At 42.2% G+C, this 16115-nt stretch carries 15 protein-coding genes; 11 read left to right on the forward strand and 4 right to left on the reverse strand.

Annotated features, from left to right (window positions below; all coding sequences use genetic code 11):
* Positions 1-9: 9 nt before the first annotated feature.
* Positions 10-873, reverse strand: coding sequence for a dimethylarginine dimethylaminohydrolase family protein (locus tag ACIQXN_RS07485; protein WP_402964055.1), 864 nt, complete (start codon positions 871-873; stop codon positions 10-12).
* A 176-nt stretch (positions 874-1049) separates the two neighbouring features.
* Here ACIQXN_RS07485 and ACIQXN_RS07490 point away from each other — a divergent pair, with 176 nt between their 5' ends.
* Entirely contained in the window at positions 1050-2669 is a 1620-nt protein-coding gene (locus ACIQXN_RS07490) for a long-chain fatty acid--CoA ligase (protein ID WP_402964058.1), read from the forward strand.
* 27 nt (positions 2670-2696) lie between these two features.
* Positions 2697-3488, forward strand: a complete 792-nt coding sequence (locus ACIQXN_RS07495; RefSeq protein WP_402964672.1) for an enoyl-CoA hydratase — start codon at positions 2697-2699, stop codon at positions 3486-3488.
* A gap of 97 nt (positions 3489-3585) precedes the next feature.
* On the opposite strand, the gene ACIQXN_RS07500 is transcribed toward ACIQXN_RS07495, so the two are convergent.
* Complete coding sequence (locus ACIQXN_RS07500; RefSeq protein WP_402964061.1) at positions 3586-3774, reverse strand: YhzD family protein; 189 nt, start codon at positions 3772-3774, stop codon at positions 3586-3588.
* A gap of 288 nt (positions 3775-4062) precedes the next feature.
* On the opposite strand from ACIQXN_RS07500, the gene cysK reads away from it, so the two are divergent.
* The 4 genes from cysK to ACIQXN_RS07520 all read left to right on the forward strand — a co-directional run bounded on the left by cysK (position 4063) and on the right by ACIQXN_RS07520 (position 9870).
* A complete protein-coding gene (cysK, locus tag ACIQXN_RS07505) occupies positions 4063-4986 on the forward strand; it encodes a cysteine synthase A (RefSeq protein ID WP_402964064.1) in 924 nt (307 codons plus the stop codon).
* A gap of 184 nt (positions 4987-5170) precedes the next feature.
* Positions 5171-6373: a metallophosphoesterase family protein gene (locus tag ACIQXN_RS07510; protein WP_402964067.1), complete on the forward strand. Its 1203-nt coding sequence runs from the start codon at positions 5171-5173 to the stop codon at positions 6371-6373.
* A 24-nt stretch (positions 6374-6397) separates the two neighbouring features.
* Entirely contained in the window at positions 6398-9394 is a 2997-nt protein-coding gene (locus ACIQXN_RS07515) for an ATP-binding protein (protein WP_402964070.1), read from the forward strand.
* A gap of 68 nt (positions 9395-9462) precedes the next feature.
* A complete protein-coding gene (locus ACIQXN_RS07520; RefSeq protein WP_402964675.1) occupies positions 9463-9870 on the forward strand; it encodes a hypothetical protein in 408 nt (135 codons plus the stop codon).
* Between the two features lie 28 nt (positions 9871-9898).
* On the opposite strand, the gene ACIQXN_RS07525 is transcribed toward ACIQXN_RS07520, so the two are convergent.
* Positions 9899-10954, reverse strand: coding sequence for a FecCD family ABC transporter permease (locus ACIQXN_RS07525; protein ID WP_402964073.1), 1056 nt, complete (start codon positions 10952-10954; stop codon positions 9899-9901).
* Positions 10951-11955, reverse strand: coding sequence for a FecCD family ABC transporter permease (locus ACIQXN_RS07530; protein ID WP_402964076.1), 1005 nt, complete (start codon positions 11953-11955; stop codon positions 10951-10953). The genes ACIQXN_RS07525 and ACIQXN_RS07530 overlap by 4 nt, the downstream gene beginning before the upstream one ends.
* Positions 11956-12153: 198 nt before the next feature.
* Here ACIQXN_RS07530 and ACIQXN_RS07535 point away from each other — a divergent pair, with 198 nt between their 5' ends.
* The 5 genes from ACIQXN_RS07535 to ACIQXN_RS07555 all read left to right on the forward strand — a co-directional run bounded on the left by ACIQXN_RS07535 (position 12154) and on the right by ACIQXN_RS07555 (position 16103).
* Positions 12154-13131 (forward strand): ABC transporter substrate-binding protein, encoded by a 978-nt coding sequence (locus ACIQXN_RS07535; protein ID WP_402964079.1) that lies wholly within the window; start codon positions 12154-12156, stop codon positions 13129-13131.
* Between the two features lie 117 nt (positions 13132-13248).
* A complete protein-coding gene (locus ACIQXN_RS07540; RefSeq protein ID WP_402964082.1) occupies positions 13249-14076 on the forward strand; it encodes an ABC transporter ATP-binding protein in 828 nt (275 codons plus the stop codon).
* Entirely contained in the window at positions 14069-14767 is a 699-nt protein-coding gene (locus ACIQXN_RS07545; protein WP_402964085.1) for a (2Fe-2S)-binding protein, read from the forward strand. Before ACIQXN_RS07540 ends, ACIQXN_RS07545 begins: the two co-directional genes overlap by 8 nt.
* 129 nt (positions 14768-14896) lie before the next feature.
* On the forward strand, positions 14897-15838 hold the full coding sequence (gene yhaM, locus ACIQXN_RS07550) for a 3'-5' exoribonuclease YhaM (RefSeq protein ID WP_402964088.1): 942 nt from the start codon (positions 14897-14899) through the stop codon (positions 15836-15838).
* 97 nt (positions 15839-15935) lie between these two features.
* On the forward strand, positions 15936-16103 hold the full coding sequence (locus ACIQXN_RS07555) for a sporulation YhaL family protein (RefSeq protein ID WP_402964091.1): 168 nt from the start codon (positions 15936-15938) through the stop codon (positions 16101-16103).
* Positions 16104-16115 lie beyond the last annotated feature (12 nt).

Below are 16115 nucleotides of genomic sequence, written 5' to 3' on the forward strand. Positions count from 1 at the left end.
ATTAAGATCTTAGTTATGTTTAATCCGAACAAGTGGCATCGTACAGCACCGGAAAGAACCACCTGATTTGATGATTTCGCTTATATCGACTTCAATCACTTCATATCCTCGTTCACGAAGCTGATGATTGATCTTTTTATTGAAAGGAAGACTGAACAACTTCTTATTTCCGATGGATAGTACATTCGTGCCCATCGTGAATTGTTCTTCTCTGTCCACTTCTATCAGTTCATAGCGTGAACCTAAAAAGTCTAGATCCTTCTTGGTAAGGGCATCAGGGAATACGAGCGCTTCAGTTGGCGATATAACATTGAAAATGCAATCCAAGTGGAGAAACTTTTCAACGAAATGAATCGGAATAATCTCGTATTCAGGCAATAAGGTTTGAAGATGGTGTATAGACTCTTCATCTGTTCTATCACCGACTCCGATATAGATGGTTTTCCCGTCGATTATAACATCTCCGCCCTCGATTTGACCCTTACATAAATCGTAAAAAGGAATGGCATTTGCTTCGAGCCAAACTTTCAGTAGAAATTCTTCACCTTGACGGATATCTGTGGCCATTTCGGCTACATATACGGTATTCCCAAGGGTAAAACCGATGTCCCTTGTAAAGACTTGTTCTGGGTAGCTAGATTGGGGCGGTAGTTTGATGACTTCTATCCCTTCATGCTCAAGAGCCTTTACAAAATTCATGTGTTGTTTCATGGCCAGGATCCGATCTATGTTTTCCTCTTTGAATTCTTTTTGAGTTTCGTTGATGATTTCTCGTATCTCCATATATCTTGGTTCACAGACAATAACCTGCGAAAGGGTGGAATATTCACTCGTACAGGAAGCGTCGAGTTCCTCATTAAGATTGTTTACCATTGATAAGCTCCTCTAAATATAATTTACCTATACTTTACCTCTATTTTTGTAAAAAAAACCAAAATAGAAGTCGATTTATAAAATAAAATGTAAAATCATGAAGGAATGGAAAGGATAATTTTTTTTATGGTCGAATATATAATTGGAAGCGGTTTCTATATAAGGAGGAGATTGTTATGATGGACACTCCATTGATTATGACGCAAATCATTGAGAGAGCTGAAAAGTATTTTCCGAAAAAAGAAGTGGTTTCCCGCACGGATGGAGGAATCCATACATTTACGTATGCTGAGACTGCACAGCGTACACGCAGGCTAGCTAGCGCTTTTGAAAAAATGGGCATCAAGACAGGTGACCGAATTGGGACATTGGCCTGGAATCATCACCGGCACTTGGAAGCCTATTTTGCCATTCCTTGTCATGGAGCAGTCCTGCATACAATCAATATGCGCTTATCTCCTCAGCATATTTCTTATATCGTCAATAGTGCGGAAGATCGCCTATTACTTATAGATCCAGATGTTATTCCATTATTGGAAGCCATTAAAGATGAGCTCACAACGGTTGAAGGGTATATCATCATGACGGATAAAGAAGAACTTCCCGAAACCACACTGTCACCCGTCTACCATTATGAGACATTATTGGCTGAAGGAAATCCTGCACAGCCCTTCATTCAGGATTTGGATGAAAATGCTCCTGCCGGTTTATGTTACACATCTGCGACAACAGGAAACCCAAAAGGTGTTGTTTACTCTCATCGTGGAATTTTACTGCATGCGATTGCACTGGGCCTGGCTGATTCCACAGCGATAAGTGAACGGGATATAGCACTTCCCGTTGTGCCAATGTTCCATGTGAATGCGTGGGGAATGCCGTTTGCAAGTGTTTGGTTCGGAACGAAGATGGTCTTGCCAGGACCGAGCTTCACACCGAAGATTTTGGCGGAGCTCATCGAAACGCAAAAGGTGACCATTGCGGCTGGCGTTCCGACAATCTGGCTTGGTCTGCTGAAGGAGCTTGAAGCAGGCGATCATGATACGAGCAGTATGCGCGCCATTTTATGCGGTGGTTCGGCTGCTCCGAAAAGCATGATCAGGACCTTCGAAAAAAAGTGGAACATACCATTTCTTCATGCCTATGGAATGACTGAAACGAGCCCCCTCGTATTCGTTGCAAAACCGAAAAGTTACCAGGAAGACCTGCCTGAGGAAGAGCTATATGACCTCAAGGCCAAACAGGGGCTTGTCGCACCAATGATCGAAATCAAAGTCATCGGCCAAGATGGTGAAGTGAAGCCCGATGGAAAAGAGATGGGGGAATTACTCATAAGAGGGCCTTGGATTGCCGATGAGTATTTTAAGGATGAACGATCAGAGGAAACGTTCAAAGATGGCTGGCTCTATACCGGTGATGTCGTCACTATCGATGAAGAAGGGTTTGTCAAAATTGTCGACCGGACGAAGGACCTAATCAAAAGTGGAGGCGAATGGATTTCCTCGGTTGATATAGAAAATACATTAATGGCCCATGAAGGGATTTTCGAGGCGGCCGTCATTGCCATGCCACACGAAAAATGGCAGGAACGGCCTATAGCTTGTGTCGTCTTAAAAGAGGGATACGAGGGACAAGTGACGCAGGAGGAGATCCTGGAATTTTTAAAACCACAGTTTGCTAAGTGGTGGCTACCAGATGAAATTATCTTTATGGATGAGATCCCAAAAACGGGTGTAGGGAAGTTTTTGAAAAGGGCACTTCGTGATGAGCTTACAGATAAATATCTAAAAAATAAGTGAATGAAAGAGGAGGAAAAAAGATTGAATATTGAGTCATCTTCATCTACAGGTACAGTTTTAGTCACAAGCACGGGGAGAACGGCGACGGTCACCTTGAATCGTCCGGAGTCCATGAATGCAATCAATCCTGAGATGCTAAGCGATTTTATTAATGCTCTGAAAGACGTTAGCGAGAAAGAAGGCATCGACGTCGTCATTTTAAAAGGGAATGGAAAAGCATTCTCTTCAGGTGGAGACATTAAGATGATGCTCGGCTCTAATGAAGAAAATGCCTTTGATAACCTGATGGATGGAATAAGTGAATTGGTCACGACCTTGTATTTCATGCCTAAATTGACCATCAGTGAGATTCACGGTGCAGTAGCGGGTCTTGGATTGAGCATTGCGCTAGCGACGGATTATCTCATTGCAGACTCTGAAAGTAAGGTTGCGATGAACTTCATTGGCATTGGTTTGATTCCAGATGGTGGAGGGCATTTCTTCCTTGAACGCCGCCTTGGCGAAGTGGGAGCGAAAGAATTGATTTGGGAAGGAAAGGTCCTTACTGCTCAAGAGGCTAAGGAAAAAGGTCTCATCCATGAAGTTGTGGAAGGCTCTTTGGAACAGGCAGTCGAGAAAAAAGTACAGACCTGGCTGAAAAGTCCGGTACAAGCGATGATTAAAACCAAAAAGATTCTCAGCGAAAATAATCGTCCCTTGTTAATAAAAATGCTTGAAATTGAAAAAGCCGCACAAATGAAAATGCGTCAAACAGAGGATCACAAAGAAGGAATACTGGCGTTTGTGGAGAAAAGAAAACCAGTTTTCATCGGTAAATGAACACAGAAAGACCGTCATGAAGAAATGACGGTCTTTCTGTTCCTTTTCAAATTCGAGAATAAATAATAGATGTAAAAAAGCGCTTCCAATAATCCTTTTAACGATGAAAAAGCAAAAGTGCTCCTGCAGGTGATGTGCAGCGATGCGTTTGATCTTGATAATTTTTTTCAATCAGGAGTTTCTGACCGATTTCTTTGGCTTGATGATCATTTTCAGCCGTGAATGCCTCGTCCAAAAGCTTTTCTCCTGAAGGTTCAAATACAGTTAATTTGTAGATTTTACTCATTTCAAACTCCCCTTTTCTCTTCATTGACCGTGCGATTTCTCTTTTTCATGTGAAGATACGATTAATGAAAATTTTATCATTTTATGTCAATTTTGACTATTATTATATAAAAGGGGTGTAACCTTGCTTATTAGATATCCTAAATGTATCTATCTATGTAATTTTCTTAATTTTAAGCAATTAGATCCATAGGGTTTTCCTTTACTAAACAAAAATCCATAAATGATATAATGATGAAGGCGCAAGTAAAAGAATAAAGTGAATGTGTTGAAAGGAGTTTTATGAGAAATGACTGTAAAAATCGTACATAATGTCACGGAATTAATCGGGGATACACCCGTCGTTAAAATTAACCGTCTAACAATGGAAGGCGATGCGGATGTTTATGTTAAACTTGAATATTTCAATCCGAGCCGCAGTGTGAAAGACCGGGCAGCCTTTAACTTGATCCGCCAGGCTGAGCTGGACGGACTTATCCAACCGGGGGCAACGATCATTGAGCCGACTTCAGGAAATACAGGAATCGGGCTGGCAATGAATGCTGCTGCGAAAGGCTACCGTGCAATCATGGTCATGCCGGATAATATGTCAAAAGAAAGAATCAATATTCTGAAAGCCTATGGCGCGGAAGTGGTCCTCACTCCGGCGTCAGAACGGATGCCGGGAGCCATTCGTAAAGCGAAGGAGCTGGCAGCGGAAATTACTAATAGCTTTATCCCGCAACAATTCGAAAACAAAGCCAATCCGGATATACACAGGGTGACGACAGCGGTCGAGATATTGGAACAGATGGACCGCAAGCTGGATGTATTTGTCGCAACTGCCGGTACAGGCGGGACCATTACAGGAACCGGTGAAGCATTGAAAGAGGAGCTGCCTGATTTAAAGGTCGTTGTCGTCGAGCCTCAAGGCTCACCTGTTCTTTCAGGAGGGCAACCTGGACCGCATAAGCTGGTTGGAACGAGCCCAGGTTTTGTGCCAAGCATTTTAAATACGGATGTCTTTGATGAAATCGTTCAAGCCTCTGATGAACATGCGATTTCGACGATGAAAGATATGGCTGCGAAGGAAGGTATTTTAATCGGGCCTTCAGGTGGTGCATCTGTCTGGGCTGCACTTCAGGAAGCACGCCGTCTTGGAAAAGGAAAACGGGTACTGTGCATTGCACCAGACAATGGTGAGCGGTACTTAAGCATGGATATTTTCAAATAATTAGTAGAGACCGAATGCAGTGTACTTAAAAAGTGCCGGCCATTCGGTCTTTTTATGTATGAATTTGTCCATACTGTGTTCACTTAAACTAATTGAATGGAGCCAATCTGTAATATGGATGAGAAAGTATGTTCTGTTTATGGTAAGATAAAAGTAAAAATATGTTAAAGAGTGAGGTGGTACGGTGAGTAAGGTTACGTTCATTCATGCGGCAGATCTTCATTTGGACAGCCCTTTTTCAGGTTTGAAGGATTTGCCTGCCTCTATAATAAGCGAAATAAGGGACAGTCCGTTCAAGTCTTTTCAAAAAATCGTCGATCAAGCCATCTCTCATCATGTCGACTTTATACTGATATCAGGTGATTTATATGATGGGGAAAATCGTAATCTTCGGACACAGGTCCGCTTTCGAAGTGAAATGGAAAGGCTTTTGCAACACGAGATACCCGCATTTATCATTCATGGGAACCATGATCACCTCAGCGGTTCATGGATCACCGTCGACCTACCTGAAAATGTCCATGTTTTTTCTGCCGAAATGGAAATGAAAATGTATGAGAAGAAGGATGGAACAACCGTCCATTTATACGGATTCAGTTATCCACGGCGTCATGTAACGGAACGGATGATTGGGGCGTATCGAAAATCAGGGGCCGCCGATTATCATATCGGTCTTCTTCATGGAAATTTAGAAGGAAATTCGGAACATAGCGACTATGCGCCCTTTTCATTGAAGGAGCTTGTGGCAAAGGACTTTGATTACTGGGCTTTAGGGCACATACATAAACGCCAGGTCGCTTCGGAACATCCACTTGTTATTTACCCAGGAAATATACAAGGGCGGAATCGGAAGGAGTCCGGTGTAAAGGGCTGTGTTTTGGTTGAAATGGATGGAGTAGCGAAACATCATACTTTTATCGAAACATCTGGTGTGATATGGGGAAGTGAAACATTGCAAGTCACTGAAGATGCCGGGTTTGATGCTCTATATCAACAGATCAAGGAAGTAATCCGGCAAAAGCGCTTCAGTGGTAGAAGTTATCTTTTGGACATCAAATTGGATGTTGGGGCTTGCTTAGATTTCAGACATGACATGCTTGATGATTTGACCCGGATTTTACAGGAAGAGGAGCAGGGGCCACCATTTGTTTGGCTATATAAGATCACTCTCAATCCCCATTCCTTACGTAAAGAGAGTAAAAGGTTAACGCCTTTCATAAACGAAATTTTCAACCTCGCAGCTGATTTTGCAGAAATGGAAACAGTCTTAGCGCCACTTTATAAACAGGCTGGAGCAAGGAGATTTCTTGAGGATTTGGAGAAGGAAGAGAAGCAAGAGCTCTTAAAAGAAGCGGAAAGATGGCTTTTGCAGGTCTTTGAATCATAATGTCAATTTTAAGGAGGGGTACAAATGAAAATTAAAGACCTCCATATTTATGGCTATGGAAAACTGGAAAATCAGCGGTTTCCAGAAATGGAGCAGCTGCAAATCTTCTTTGGGGAAAATGAGTCAGGAAAATCGACGATCATGTCTTTCATCCACAGCCTTTTATTTGGCTTCCCGACAAAGGTTCAAAATGGTCGCCGCTATGAACCTAAACTGCATGCTAAATATGGTGGGAGACTCACGCTTGTCACAAAAAAAGAAGGAGAAATCATCATTGAACGGGTGAAAGGGAAGGCAGCAGGGGATGTAACGGTCACATTCAAAGATGGGAGGACCGGGGGGGAAGAAGACCTTAATGAAATTCTTCAGGGCATTGACAAAAATTATTACCAGTCCATTTTTTCTTTCGACCTTCAAGGGCTACAGGAACTGCACGGCCTAAGCGAAGGGACCATGAGTAAATATCTGCTTTCGGCTGGAATGATTGGAAATGATAAGCTACTGGAGGCTGAAACGAAGCTGCAAAAGGAGCTGGATTTCCGATTCAAACCTTCGGGACAGAAGCCACTATTAAATGTGAAAATAAAAGAACTTAAGGAATTGCAGAAACAACTTAAAGAAGCCGAAATGGAACAACAGACCTACACCACTTTGTGCGAGGATGAAATCAAGCTAAAAAGCCAACTAGCCGATTTTATGGACCATATTCAAGAGATGGAAAAATGTCTGGTAGAATACCATTCCTTTTTGCGCATCAAACCGTTACTTGAGGACCGTAGAGAAATGGAAGCAAGGCTGAATGACATCGAGGACACGACTTTTCCTGTCGATGGTGTAAAAAGGCTTGAGCGGTTACAGGCAGTTGAAATTCCTACCAATGCGCAACTGATGGCCTTGAATGAGAAAGTGGAGAGAATAGGTCAACATCTTGCGGAACATCAAAGTGGGTCGTTCATTAGGGAACATAAAGAAAAGATTGAATATGCCATGGAACAAGGGGCATTGCTAGATAAGCTAGAAATGGAAATAAGGAAAGCAGAGCATGAAACGCTTGTAGAAGTGAAAAAAATTGAAAAGCTGGGGCAGGAGTTATTTTGGGATGCCACTGAGGAAGAAATCCAAAATCTTGATACCAGTACGTTCATGAAAGAGAAAATAAAGAGGGCGGAAAGGGAAAAGCTTCGTTTGCACATGGATGAAAATCTGCTCGATGAAAGATACAGACAGCAAAAAGGGAATTTGGAAACGACTGAAGCACGAATCAAAGAAATAAAGGCAAGGATAATGAATAGGGATAAAAGAAAAGAGCTAGAAGCCATCGTTAATAACCAACATGACTCCACCTTTGTCGAAGGGAAAAGGCAGCTTCTTGATGAGCAAATTTCAGAGCTTGCGGGTCAATTACACTTACAGAAGAAACGTGAAGGTCAACATAAGCGTTTCCGGTTATTATCTGGCGGATTGATAGCCCTCATATGTGTAATTGCGATAGTGAGTTTTATCAAGGGGCAGAATCTTGGTGGCATGTTCTTACTGAGCACTGCCATTATATTGACAGTTTCCCGCTTTCTCTTAAAAGGCGAAGGTATATTGGTGAGACAGTCGGAGCAACTTGAAGAAGTGAAAAGGAAACGGGCAGCGTTGGAAACGATGGATAAACCGGATCATGGCCTGGGAGAAGCGTCGATAGGGCAGCTCCTTAAGCAAGATAATGACCATCTAAGGCAGTTGGAGCATGAAATGTCTAAATATGAAGAACGGGAAGAAGCCTTCGAATCAACGATCAAGGAGTACGCTGCTTGGGAAGAGAGACAGGCACGATTGCATGAAACGGTGAACACGATCATGACGGCCTGGGGATTCCCTCATCCCGGAGTGGGTATCAATCTCGAAACGGTCTTTGAAGAACTGTTGAAATGGAAGGAAGCGATAGAAAGAAAGCAGGAAAAGGTGGAGCTCCATCGTCTCCTATATGCTGAATATGAAGCTAAATCCGATGCATTATCTCAGTTCGCCTTACAGGTTGGCAAAGATCCATCTACATGGCGCGAAGCCATTAATATATTGAAGGAAGAAGTCAACCGAATGACGGAACAAACAGTAAAGTATACCCAATGGAAACAGGAACTGAACCATTTAATGAGTGAAACAGAAAGACTTAAGGGGGAAAAAGCCTATCTTGACGAGGAGATGGGCAAGCTTTTCACGTTGGCTAAGGTTGATGATGAAAAGGCCTATCGTGAAAAGGCCCTTTTAGACGAAGAAAGGACCGTGCTACAAAAACAATTGGAGTTGCTTGATATTCAGTTGAGCCAAGCGGATATCCAGCCAGAACAAATTCAAGCATTTTCTGAACAAGGAATCAGTGTCTATTCAGTTGAAGATCTTGAACAAAAACGAAAAGATTTAGTTAAGGAAAAGACATTAGTGATGGAAAATCTAGCAGATTCGAAATATAAGATCAAACAGTTAGAGGCGACGGGTGTTTATGATGAGTTGCTGCATCGATTCTATGAAGCAAAAGCTGCTTTTAACGAGGAAGCAAAGGAATGGGCAAAATTGGCACTGGCTAAAAGTTTATTAAATAAAACCTTAGACCGATATAAAAGGGAACGGCTTCCGAAGGTCATTGCTGAAGCGGAACAACATTTAGCATTTTTAACAAATGGAGGCTATCGGAAAATCATTCTTGAGCAAAATGGTGAAGGTTTAAGCTTAGAGCGGAGCGATGGATTGAATTTCAAGGCTGAGGAAGTTAGCCGTGGAACTGCAGAGCAGATATACGTGTCCTTAAGGCTAGCACTTGCCAATCATACTTTTGCCGAAGACCCTTTTCCCCTTATCATTGATGACAGTTTTGTTAACTTTGATGCGAATAGGACAAAACGGATGCTTGAACTCTTAATACAAGTGTCGAATAAGCGGCAAATTTTATTTTTTACTTGTCACGATCATATATTGGATCAGTTCACGGAAAATGACGTGATACATTTGTCAAAGGAAGCTTTGACTCCAAGTTGAGTATGATTTTAACCTCTCCGACATAAAATGAAAAAAACTAAAAAAAAAGAGAGTGAAATAATTTGAAAATGCATGATTTCTTGAATCAATATGATCCTTCGTTACAGTTATTCATCGAGGATGAGTTCCCTGATAGAAGGTGCGTCGGAGGAAAGTATTCGATTACGAATCATACCATCACGTTATATAAAAAAGATATAGAAATCCAATTAAAGCGTTTACTCGGTTCGCTTGAGAGGCTTGAGGAATATGCCTGGATCATATTTGCCCATGAGATGGGCCATGCGTTAGATCCGGAACTTTCGGTGTTGAGCATGGAATTACGCGGTCGGAATAAACGGGAAACGCTCTATCAAATCGAACTCAATGCATGGAACATTGCAGAGGGATTGATTCCATTTATTGATGGGGAGCTATTTATTAGAGTTAGAGACGAGTCGCTAAGTTATTCTACAAAGGACGTGCTTGTCGGATGAAAAACTCTCCGGGTATCGGAGAGTTTTTTTATTTTTTTCGCGATTTTACCAGCAAATAAATAAAGTAGGGAGCACCGATGCTTGCAGTGAACACACCTGCAGGAATTTCAAGCGGTGAAAAGAAGGTACGACCAAACAAATCAGCCAGCATAACTAAAATCCCGCCTAAGAGTGCCGATATGGGAAGCAGTGCTCCATAAGAGGAGCCGACAAGCCTTCTTGCCATATGAGGGGCCATCAACCCAATAAAGGATATCCCACCGGAAAATGCAACTGAGCCGCCAATGAGGGCTGTACTGATTGTCAACAAAGTAAAACGTTGTCTTTGTACATTCCCACCAAGACCTGTTGCAACGTCATCCCCGAGTTCCTGTAGATTAATATTCCTTGCATAAACCATGGCAATGATTATAAATAGGGAAATCCATGGAGCTAAAATCGATACATTTTCCCAGGTGGCCGCAGAAACACTCCCGGTAATCCAAATATTCACCTGGGTCGCATGATAAATGGGTCCCAACGTAATCATTAAGGTCGTAAGAGATTTCATTAGAGTCGCAATCCCGATACCGATCAGAACGAGTCTGATCGGTGATACACCTTTTTTCCAGGATAAGAAATAAACGAGGTAAGCGGTCAGGGTTGCACCGATGAAAGCAGCGACAGGCATCCATTTAATGCTGACGGTCAAAGAATGTGTGGCATCACTGAATATCGCTAAAAAACATACAACAGCAACAGCCGCTCCTCCAGTAATCCCGATAATGTCGGGAGAGGCAAGTGGATTCCGGATGATTCCCTGCAATATTCCACCAGCAACAGCAAGTCCCATGCCGACCAGCAAGGCAATGATACTTCTAGGCATACGAAAAGACTGAATGATGAGTCTGTCTCTATCACTCCCAATGCCAAAAATCACCTGCAACACACGTAATGGGTTGATTTTCAGTTCCCCTAACCCGATACTCATGATGAAAACGGCCATGGTAACGGCTAACAAAGATATAAATACGAACATAGATTGATAGTTCAATAAAAAGGACACTCTATCGTTAAAAAAGCGGATGCTTTTATATTTCTTCATTTACCATTGAACCCCTTTCTAGCGATGTAAATGAAAAATGGGGTCCCGATGATGGCCGTCATGATTCCAACTGGAACTTCCCTTGGCATCATTATGTACCGGGAAGCTATATCTGAAGTAAGGAGTAACATGGCACCAAGGAGAGCGGAAAAAGGAACCACCCATCTATGGTCATTTCCAACTAGATAACGCGTTAGATGGGGGATGACAAGGCCTATGAAACCAATGGGTCCGGCAATAGCGACTGAACCGCCTGCAAGCAGAATGACCACTAAGCCCATCCCTATTTTTAGAAGGACTGTTTTTAAACCGAGTCCTTTTGCTACATCTTCCCCCATCGAGAAGACATTCATTTTCCCTGATAACAGTTGGGCCAGTATCCATCCAGCTACTAAATAAGGTAAAACAGCGGTCAAGTTTTCCAGTTTTCTTCCTGAAACAGATCCCGCTAACCAGAATAATACTTGCTCCAAAGCTGTTTCATTGGAAACGAGTAGGCCCTGTGTCAATGAAGCAAACAGTGCAGCCATGGCTGCGCCTGCCAACGTCAGCTTCATCGGAGTTAATCCTCCCCCGCCAGCAGACCCTATTACATACACGCTAATAGCAGCAATTGCCGCCCCTAAAAAGGCAATCCAAGTAAAGGCTTGAAGATTATTTATTCCAATGACGGTAAGTGTAAGGACGATAGCCATGCTCGCTCCGGCATTCACTCCGAGTATGTCGGGTGAAGCAAGTGGGTTCTTTGTCAGCGTCTGCATTAAAACCCCAGAGACCGCAAGACTTGAACCCACTGCGGCTGCAATGAGAGCACGAGGCAATCGAACACTTTGGATAATGATATGTTCATTCGAATGATCGAAATGGATGAATGACTCAAAGGTCATTTTCCACGTTGTACTTGTATATCCATATACCAGGCTAGAACACAACAGAAGAAGCAGTAATAGAATGGCCACGATTAATCCGGTCCATCTATGGCCTGTGTTTTTCAACAACATAATTGAAACCTTTCGAAAATAGTATTTAAGTAAATTTATCCAATTCTATTTTAATTTTAATTACATGAATTTGTCAATGATTCTGAAAATCATTATCAAATAGTATTGACAGGTAAATAGAAACAAATTATGATAGATTTGCTAGTGAGAATAATTATCAATCACTAAGTATTGCTACTTTTTTTGGAGGATTTTTAGATGAAACGCTCTAAATTACTTTTAGGAATTTTTTCACTATTCGCTATTTTTTTGCTCGCAGCATGCGGCAGTGATAAAAAAACTGCAGGAAACGAAGAAGACGATAAGAAAACAGAAGATACAAGCTATACAGTAGAACATGCGATGGGGACGGCTGAATTGAAAACCACACCTAAAAAAGTGGTCATTCTTACCAATGAAGGGACGGAAGCGCTGCTTGCTTTAGGCGTCAAGCCAGTTGGGGCGGTTCAATCTTGGTTAGGCAACCCATGGTACGAGCATATCGCATCGGATATGGACGGAGTGGAAGTGGTAGGTACAGAATCTGAAGTGAACTTGGAGAAAATTGCCGAATTGGCGCCTGACTTGATCATCGGAAACAAAATCCGTCAAGAGGCTCAATATGATAAACTAAACGCCATTGCTCCAACAGTGTTTGCAGAGAATTTAACGGGAGATTGGAAAGAAAACTTTAAATTATATTCAAAAGCCCTAAACCTTGAAGAAAAAGGCGAAGAGGTACTTGGAGAATTCGATACACAGGTTGAAGAGTTAAAAGGTAAATTAGGAGATAAAGTGAATCAAGAAGTTTCTGTTGTACGGTTCTTGGCTGGAACTTCCCGCCTGTACTATACAGATTCATTCTCGGGTGTCATCCTTAACCAATTGGGTTTCAAACGTGTTGAAGAGCAAGAAAAGCTTTTTACCGAAGATAATAAACTAGCTATCGAAGTCGGTAAAGAAGTCATACCTGCAATGGACGCTGATATCCTTTTCCATTTCACATATGCACCTGAAGGAGATAAAGAGGCTGTGAAAACGGCTGAAGAGTGGACGAATGACCCGCTTTGGAAAAAATTAACTGTCGTTAAAGAGGGTAATGCCCATGAAGTGAGCGATGCCATCTGGAATACAGCAGGCGGCGTTCTTGCAGCAAACAAAGTATTAGATGACATTGAAGAGATGATGGTTAAGTAGATTACTCAATAAGGTGAAAAGACCCAAGCCTAAAACGTAGGCTTGGGTCTTTTTTTGAATTGACATTGAGAATCATTTTCATTAAACTAGGATTATTAGACTAATAAGGGGAGCTGTATGATGCGTCCAGCTATTAACACTCATTCTTTATCGCTCGGTTATGGTGAAAAATTAATTATAAATGAAATGAATATAGAAATCCCCCGTGGAGAGATTACGGTTTTCATTGGAGCTAATGGGTGCGGCAAATCAACGCTTCTTCGTTCGGTAGCCCGTCTATTGAAGCCCCATTCCGGTTCTGTATTGCTTGAAGGAAAAGCGATATCTTCGATGTCATCGAAGGACATAGCAAGAAAGATGGCTATACTGCCGCAAGCACCGCAAGCTCCTGAAGGACTAACCGTTTATCAACTTGTCAAGCAAGGAAGATATCCCTATCAGAGCTGGTTGAAGCAGTGGAGCTCTCTAGATGAGGAAAAAGTTCAACGGGCGATCGAATCTACCAATCTTACAGATTTGAAGGACCGGGCTGTTGATGAATTATCGGGTGGCCAGAAGCAGAGGGCGTGGATTGCGATGACTTTGGCTCAGGATACCGATATCATTTTATTGGATGAACCGACGACTTATCTTGATATGGCACACCAGATTGATATTCTGGATTTACTATTTGATTTGAATGAATCTGAAAACAGGACGATCGTCATGGTGCTGCATGATTTGAATTTAGCCTGCCGTTATGCCGATAATTTGGTTTCCCTTAAAGATGGGAAGATATTTGCCCAAGGACGGCCCGAGGATATCGTCACGCCTGAAATGGTCCATCAAGTGTTCGGGATGAAGTGTCAAATTGCATGTGATCCGATTTATGGAAGCCCGTTATGTATCCCGTTTGGAAAGGGCCGTTATGCAAAAAATACGGCGGAGGTATTGGCCCATGCATAAGTTATCTCCTTCAATCGAAGAAGAGCTGCAAACGTATCGGATTTCTTTTAAAGAGGAAGTATCGGGTTTCAAGACCTTGGGTGATATCGAAGAACTGATTGGTTATGCAATAACCCGGTCTGGATCAGAAACGCAAAGGGTTGCGGCTTCCATGTGGTTCAGGCGTTATGCATTTTTTATTACGGCACAACTGTACATGATCAGTAAACATCGGTTAACCTGGAATGGTTCGCTTTCTGATATCGAGGTCTTGGATGATCCCGAGGAAGACCAATGGTTCCCAAAGTTTTGGCTAAAAGAAAACGGTTGGAGCGATGTTCCGGATGAGGAAAGCACTCAAGCTTTGCAGGCTGTATTAAAAAGATTTGGTTCGGATGTCATTGTTCCTCTTTCTAAATCTGCTAAAGTATCGAAACTCATACTTTGGGAGAATATTTGGGGATATACCGTCTGGATGTATGCAGAGTTGCTGAAGCAATGTAGCATCAAAGAAAGAGTGGAAGCCGATATCGAAAATCTGCTGGACGATGAAATGTGGCTGAATATTGAAAAGCGGTCTCCATTTAAACGGTTCATTGGGGAAAAAACAATCCCGGAATCCATGAATCCATATAAACGAGTGACATGCTGTTTATATTATCAGATTGAGGGTCAGGTAAAGTGCCCTTACTGTCCAAATAATAACTGTTGAATGATTCGTCAAAGAACCAGGCTGGTACACACCAGCCTGGTTTTCTTATCTGTACTTTAATAGAAACTAAACGCACTAACCAAATTGGTATGTTATAATGTTGATATTTAATTGAACGGGGGCAGTCGCATGAAAAATGGGATCATTCACTATGGTATTGGTGAAGTAGTAGATATATATATGTACATCAAAACGAGTACAAAGGCGGTTGCGAGTAATGGCAAGCCATTTTTGACGCTTATTTTGTCTGATAAAACCGGTGAAATCGAGGCTAAGCTTTGGGATGTTTCAGAGGCTGACGAAAAAACATATAGCGCCGAGGCTACGGTGAAAGTGCAGGGAGAGGTCCAGAATTATCGTGGTCGGAGTCAATTGAAAATCCGACACCTTAGACTCACTACGGAAGCAGATGGTGTATCAAAAGGTGATCTGATTCAAACCGCGCCTCTAAGTCAGGAAGAAATGATGGAAACGATTACCCAATTCATCTTCGAAATGAGAAATCCAAATATCCAGAGAGTGACAAGGCATCTGGTTAAGAAGTACCAGGAAGAACTGCTAACGTTCCCTGCAGCCACTAAAAACCATCATGAGTACATGTCGGGCCTAGCATACCACGTTGTCTCAATGCTGGGGCTTGCAAAGGCCATTTCGGGCCTATACCCATCTCTTGATAAGGACCTTTTATATGCTGGGGTCATTTTACACGATCTTGGTAAAGTCCATGAATTATCGGGTCCTGTATCGACTGTCTATACGGTTGAAGGGAACCTTCTTGGTCATATCACAATCATGGTGAATGAAGTCGGTAAAGCTGCGGAAGAACTGGGCATTGAAACAGAAGAGATTATGATCTTGAAACACTTGGTTTTGAGCCATCATGGAAAAGCGGAATGGGGAAGCCCTAAACCGCCTATGGTAAGAGAAGCGGAGGTCCTTCATTATATCGATAATATGGATGCAAAAATCAATATGATGGATCGGGCACTTGAAAAAGTGAAACCGGGCGAATTTACGGAAAGAGTCTTTGCTCTGGATAATCGTACATTCTACAAACCTACGTTTAAATAAAGGGTATGCTTCTTTCTCAACTGGGAAAGAGGCATATTTTTTTTGCTCCTGCATATGCTCTTATAAAACGATAGGGGATATTGAAAGGAGAATGGACATGCCAATATGGATATGGTTCGTGTTTATTGGGATCATTGTCAGTGCCGTCATGGCAATTTGGACAGCGAGGAAGGAACGCATGATAGATGAAGCCTGGATTGAAAAGGAAGGGCAGAAATATATAGACCGGATGAGAGAGGAAAGAGAGAAACGTAAAGAAGCATAGAAAGGATAGTAA

It is taken from the genome of Peribacillus sp. NPDC097295 (genome assembly GCF_044761665.1).
Classification (GTDB): Bacteria; Bacillota; Bacilli; order Bacillales; family DSM-1321; genus Peribacillus.

Excerpts from the sequence above, each read along its gene's own strand:
- ACIQXN_RS07485 (WP_402964055.1), bottom strand. The coding sequence starts at position 873 with ATGGTAAACAATCTTAATGAGGAACTCGACGCTTCCTGTACGAGTGAA.
- ACIQXN_RS07490 (WP_402964058.1), top strand. The coding sequence starts at position 1,050 with ATGATGGACACTCCATTGATTATGACGCAAATCATTGAGAGAGCTGAA.
- ACIQXN_RS07500 (WP_402964061.1), bottom strand. The coding sequence starts at position 3,774 with ATGAGTAAAATCTACAAATTAACTGTATTTGAACCTTCAGGAGAAAAG.
- cysK (WP_402964064.1), top strand. The coding sequence starts at position 4,063 with ATGACTGTAAAAATCGTACATAATGTCACGGAATTAATCGGGGATACA.
- ACIQXN_RS07515 (WP_402964070.1), top strand. The coding sequence starts at position 6,398 with ATGAAAATTAAAGACCTCCATATTTATGGCTATGGAAAACTGGAAAAT.
- ACIQXN_RS07520 (WP_402964675.1), top strand. The coding sequence starts at position 9,463 with ATGCATGATTTCTTGAATCAATATGATCCTTCGTTACAGTTATTCATC.
- ACIQXN_RS07525 (WP_402964073.1), bottom strand. The coding sequence starts at position 10,954 with ATGAAGAAATATAAAAGCATCCGCTTTTTTAACGATAGAGTGTCCTTT.
- ACIQXN_RS07530 (WP_402964076.1), bottom strand. The coding sequence starts at position 11,955 with ATGTTGTTGAAAAACACAGGCCATAGATGGACCGGATTAATCGTGGCC.
- ACIQXN_RS07535 (WP_402964079.1), top strand. The coding sequence starts at position 12,154 with ATGAAACGCTCTAAATTACTTTTAGGAATTTTTTCACTATTCGCTATT.
- ACIQXN_RS07540 (WP_402964082.1), top strand. The coding sequence starts at position 13,249 with ATGATGCGTCCAGCTATTAACACTCATTCTTTATCGCTCGGTTATGGT.
- ACIQXN_RS07545 (WP_402964085.1), top strand. The coding sequence starts at position 14,069 with ATGCATAAGTTATCTCCTTCAATCGAAGAAGAGCTGCAAACGTATCGG.
- yhaM (WP_402964088.1), top strand. The coding sequence starts at position 14,897 with ATGAAAAATGGGATCATTCACTATGGTATTGGTGAAGTAGTAGATATA.
- ACIQXN_RS07555 (WP_402964091.1), top strand. The coding sequence starts at position 15,936 with ATGCCAATATGGATATGGTTCGTGTTTATTGGGATCATTGTCAGTGCC.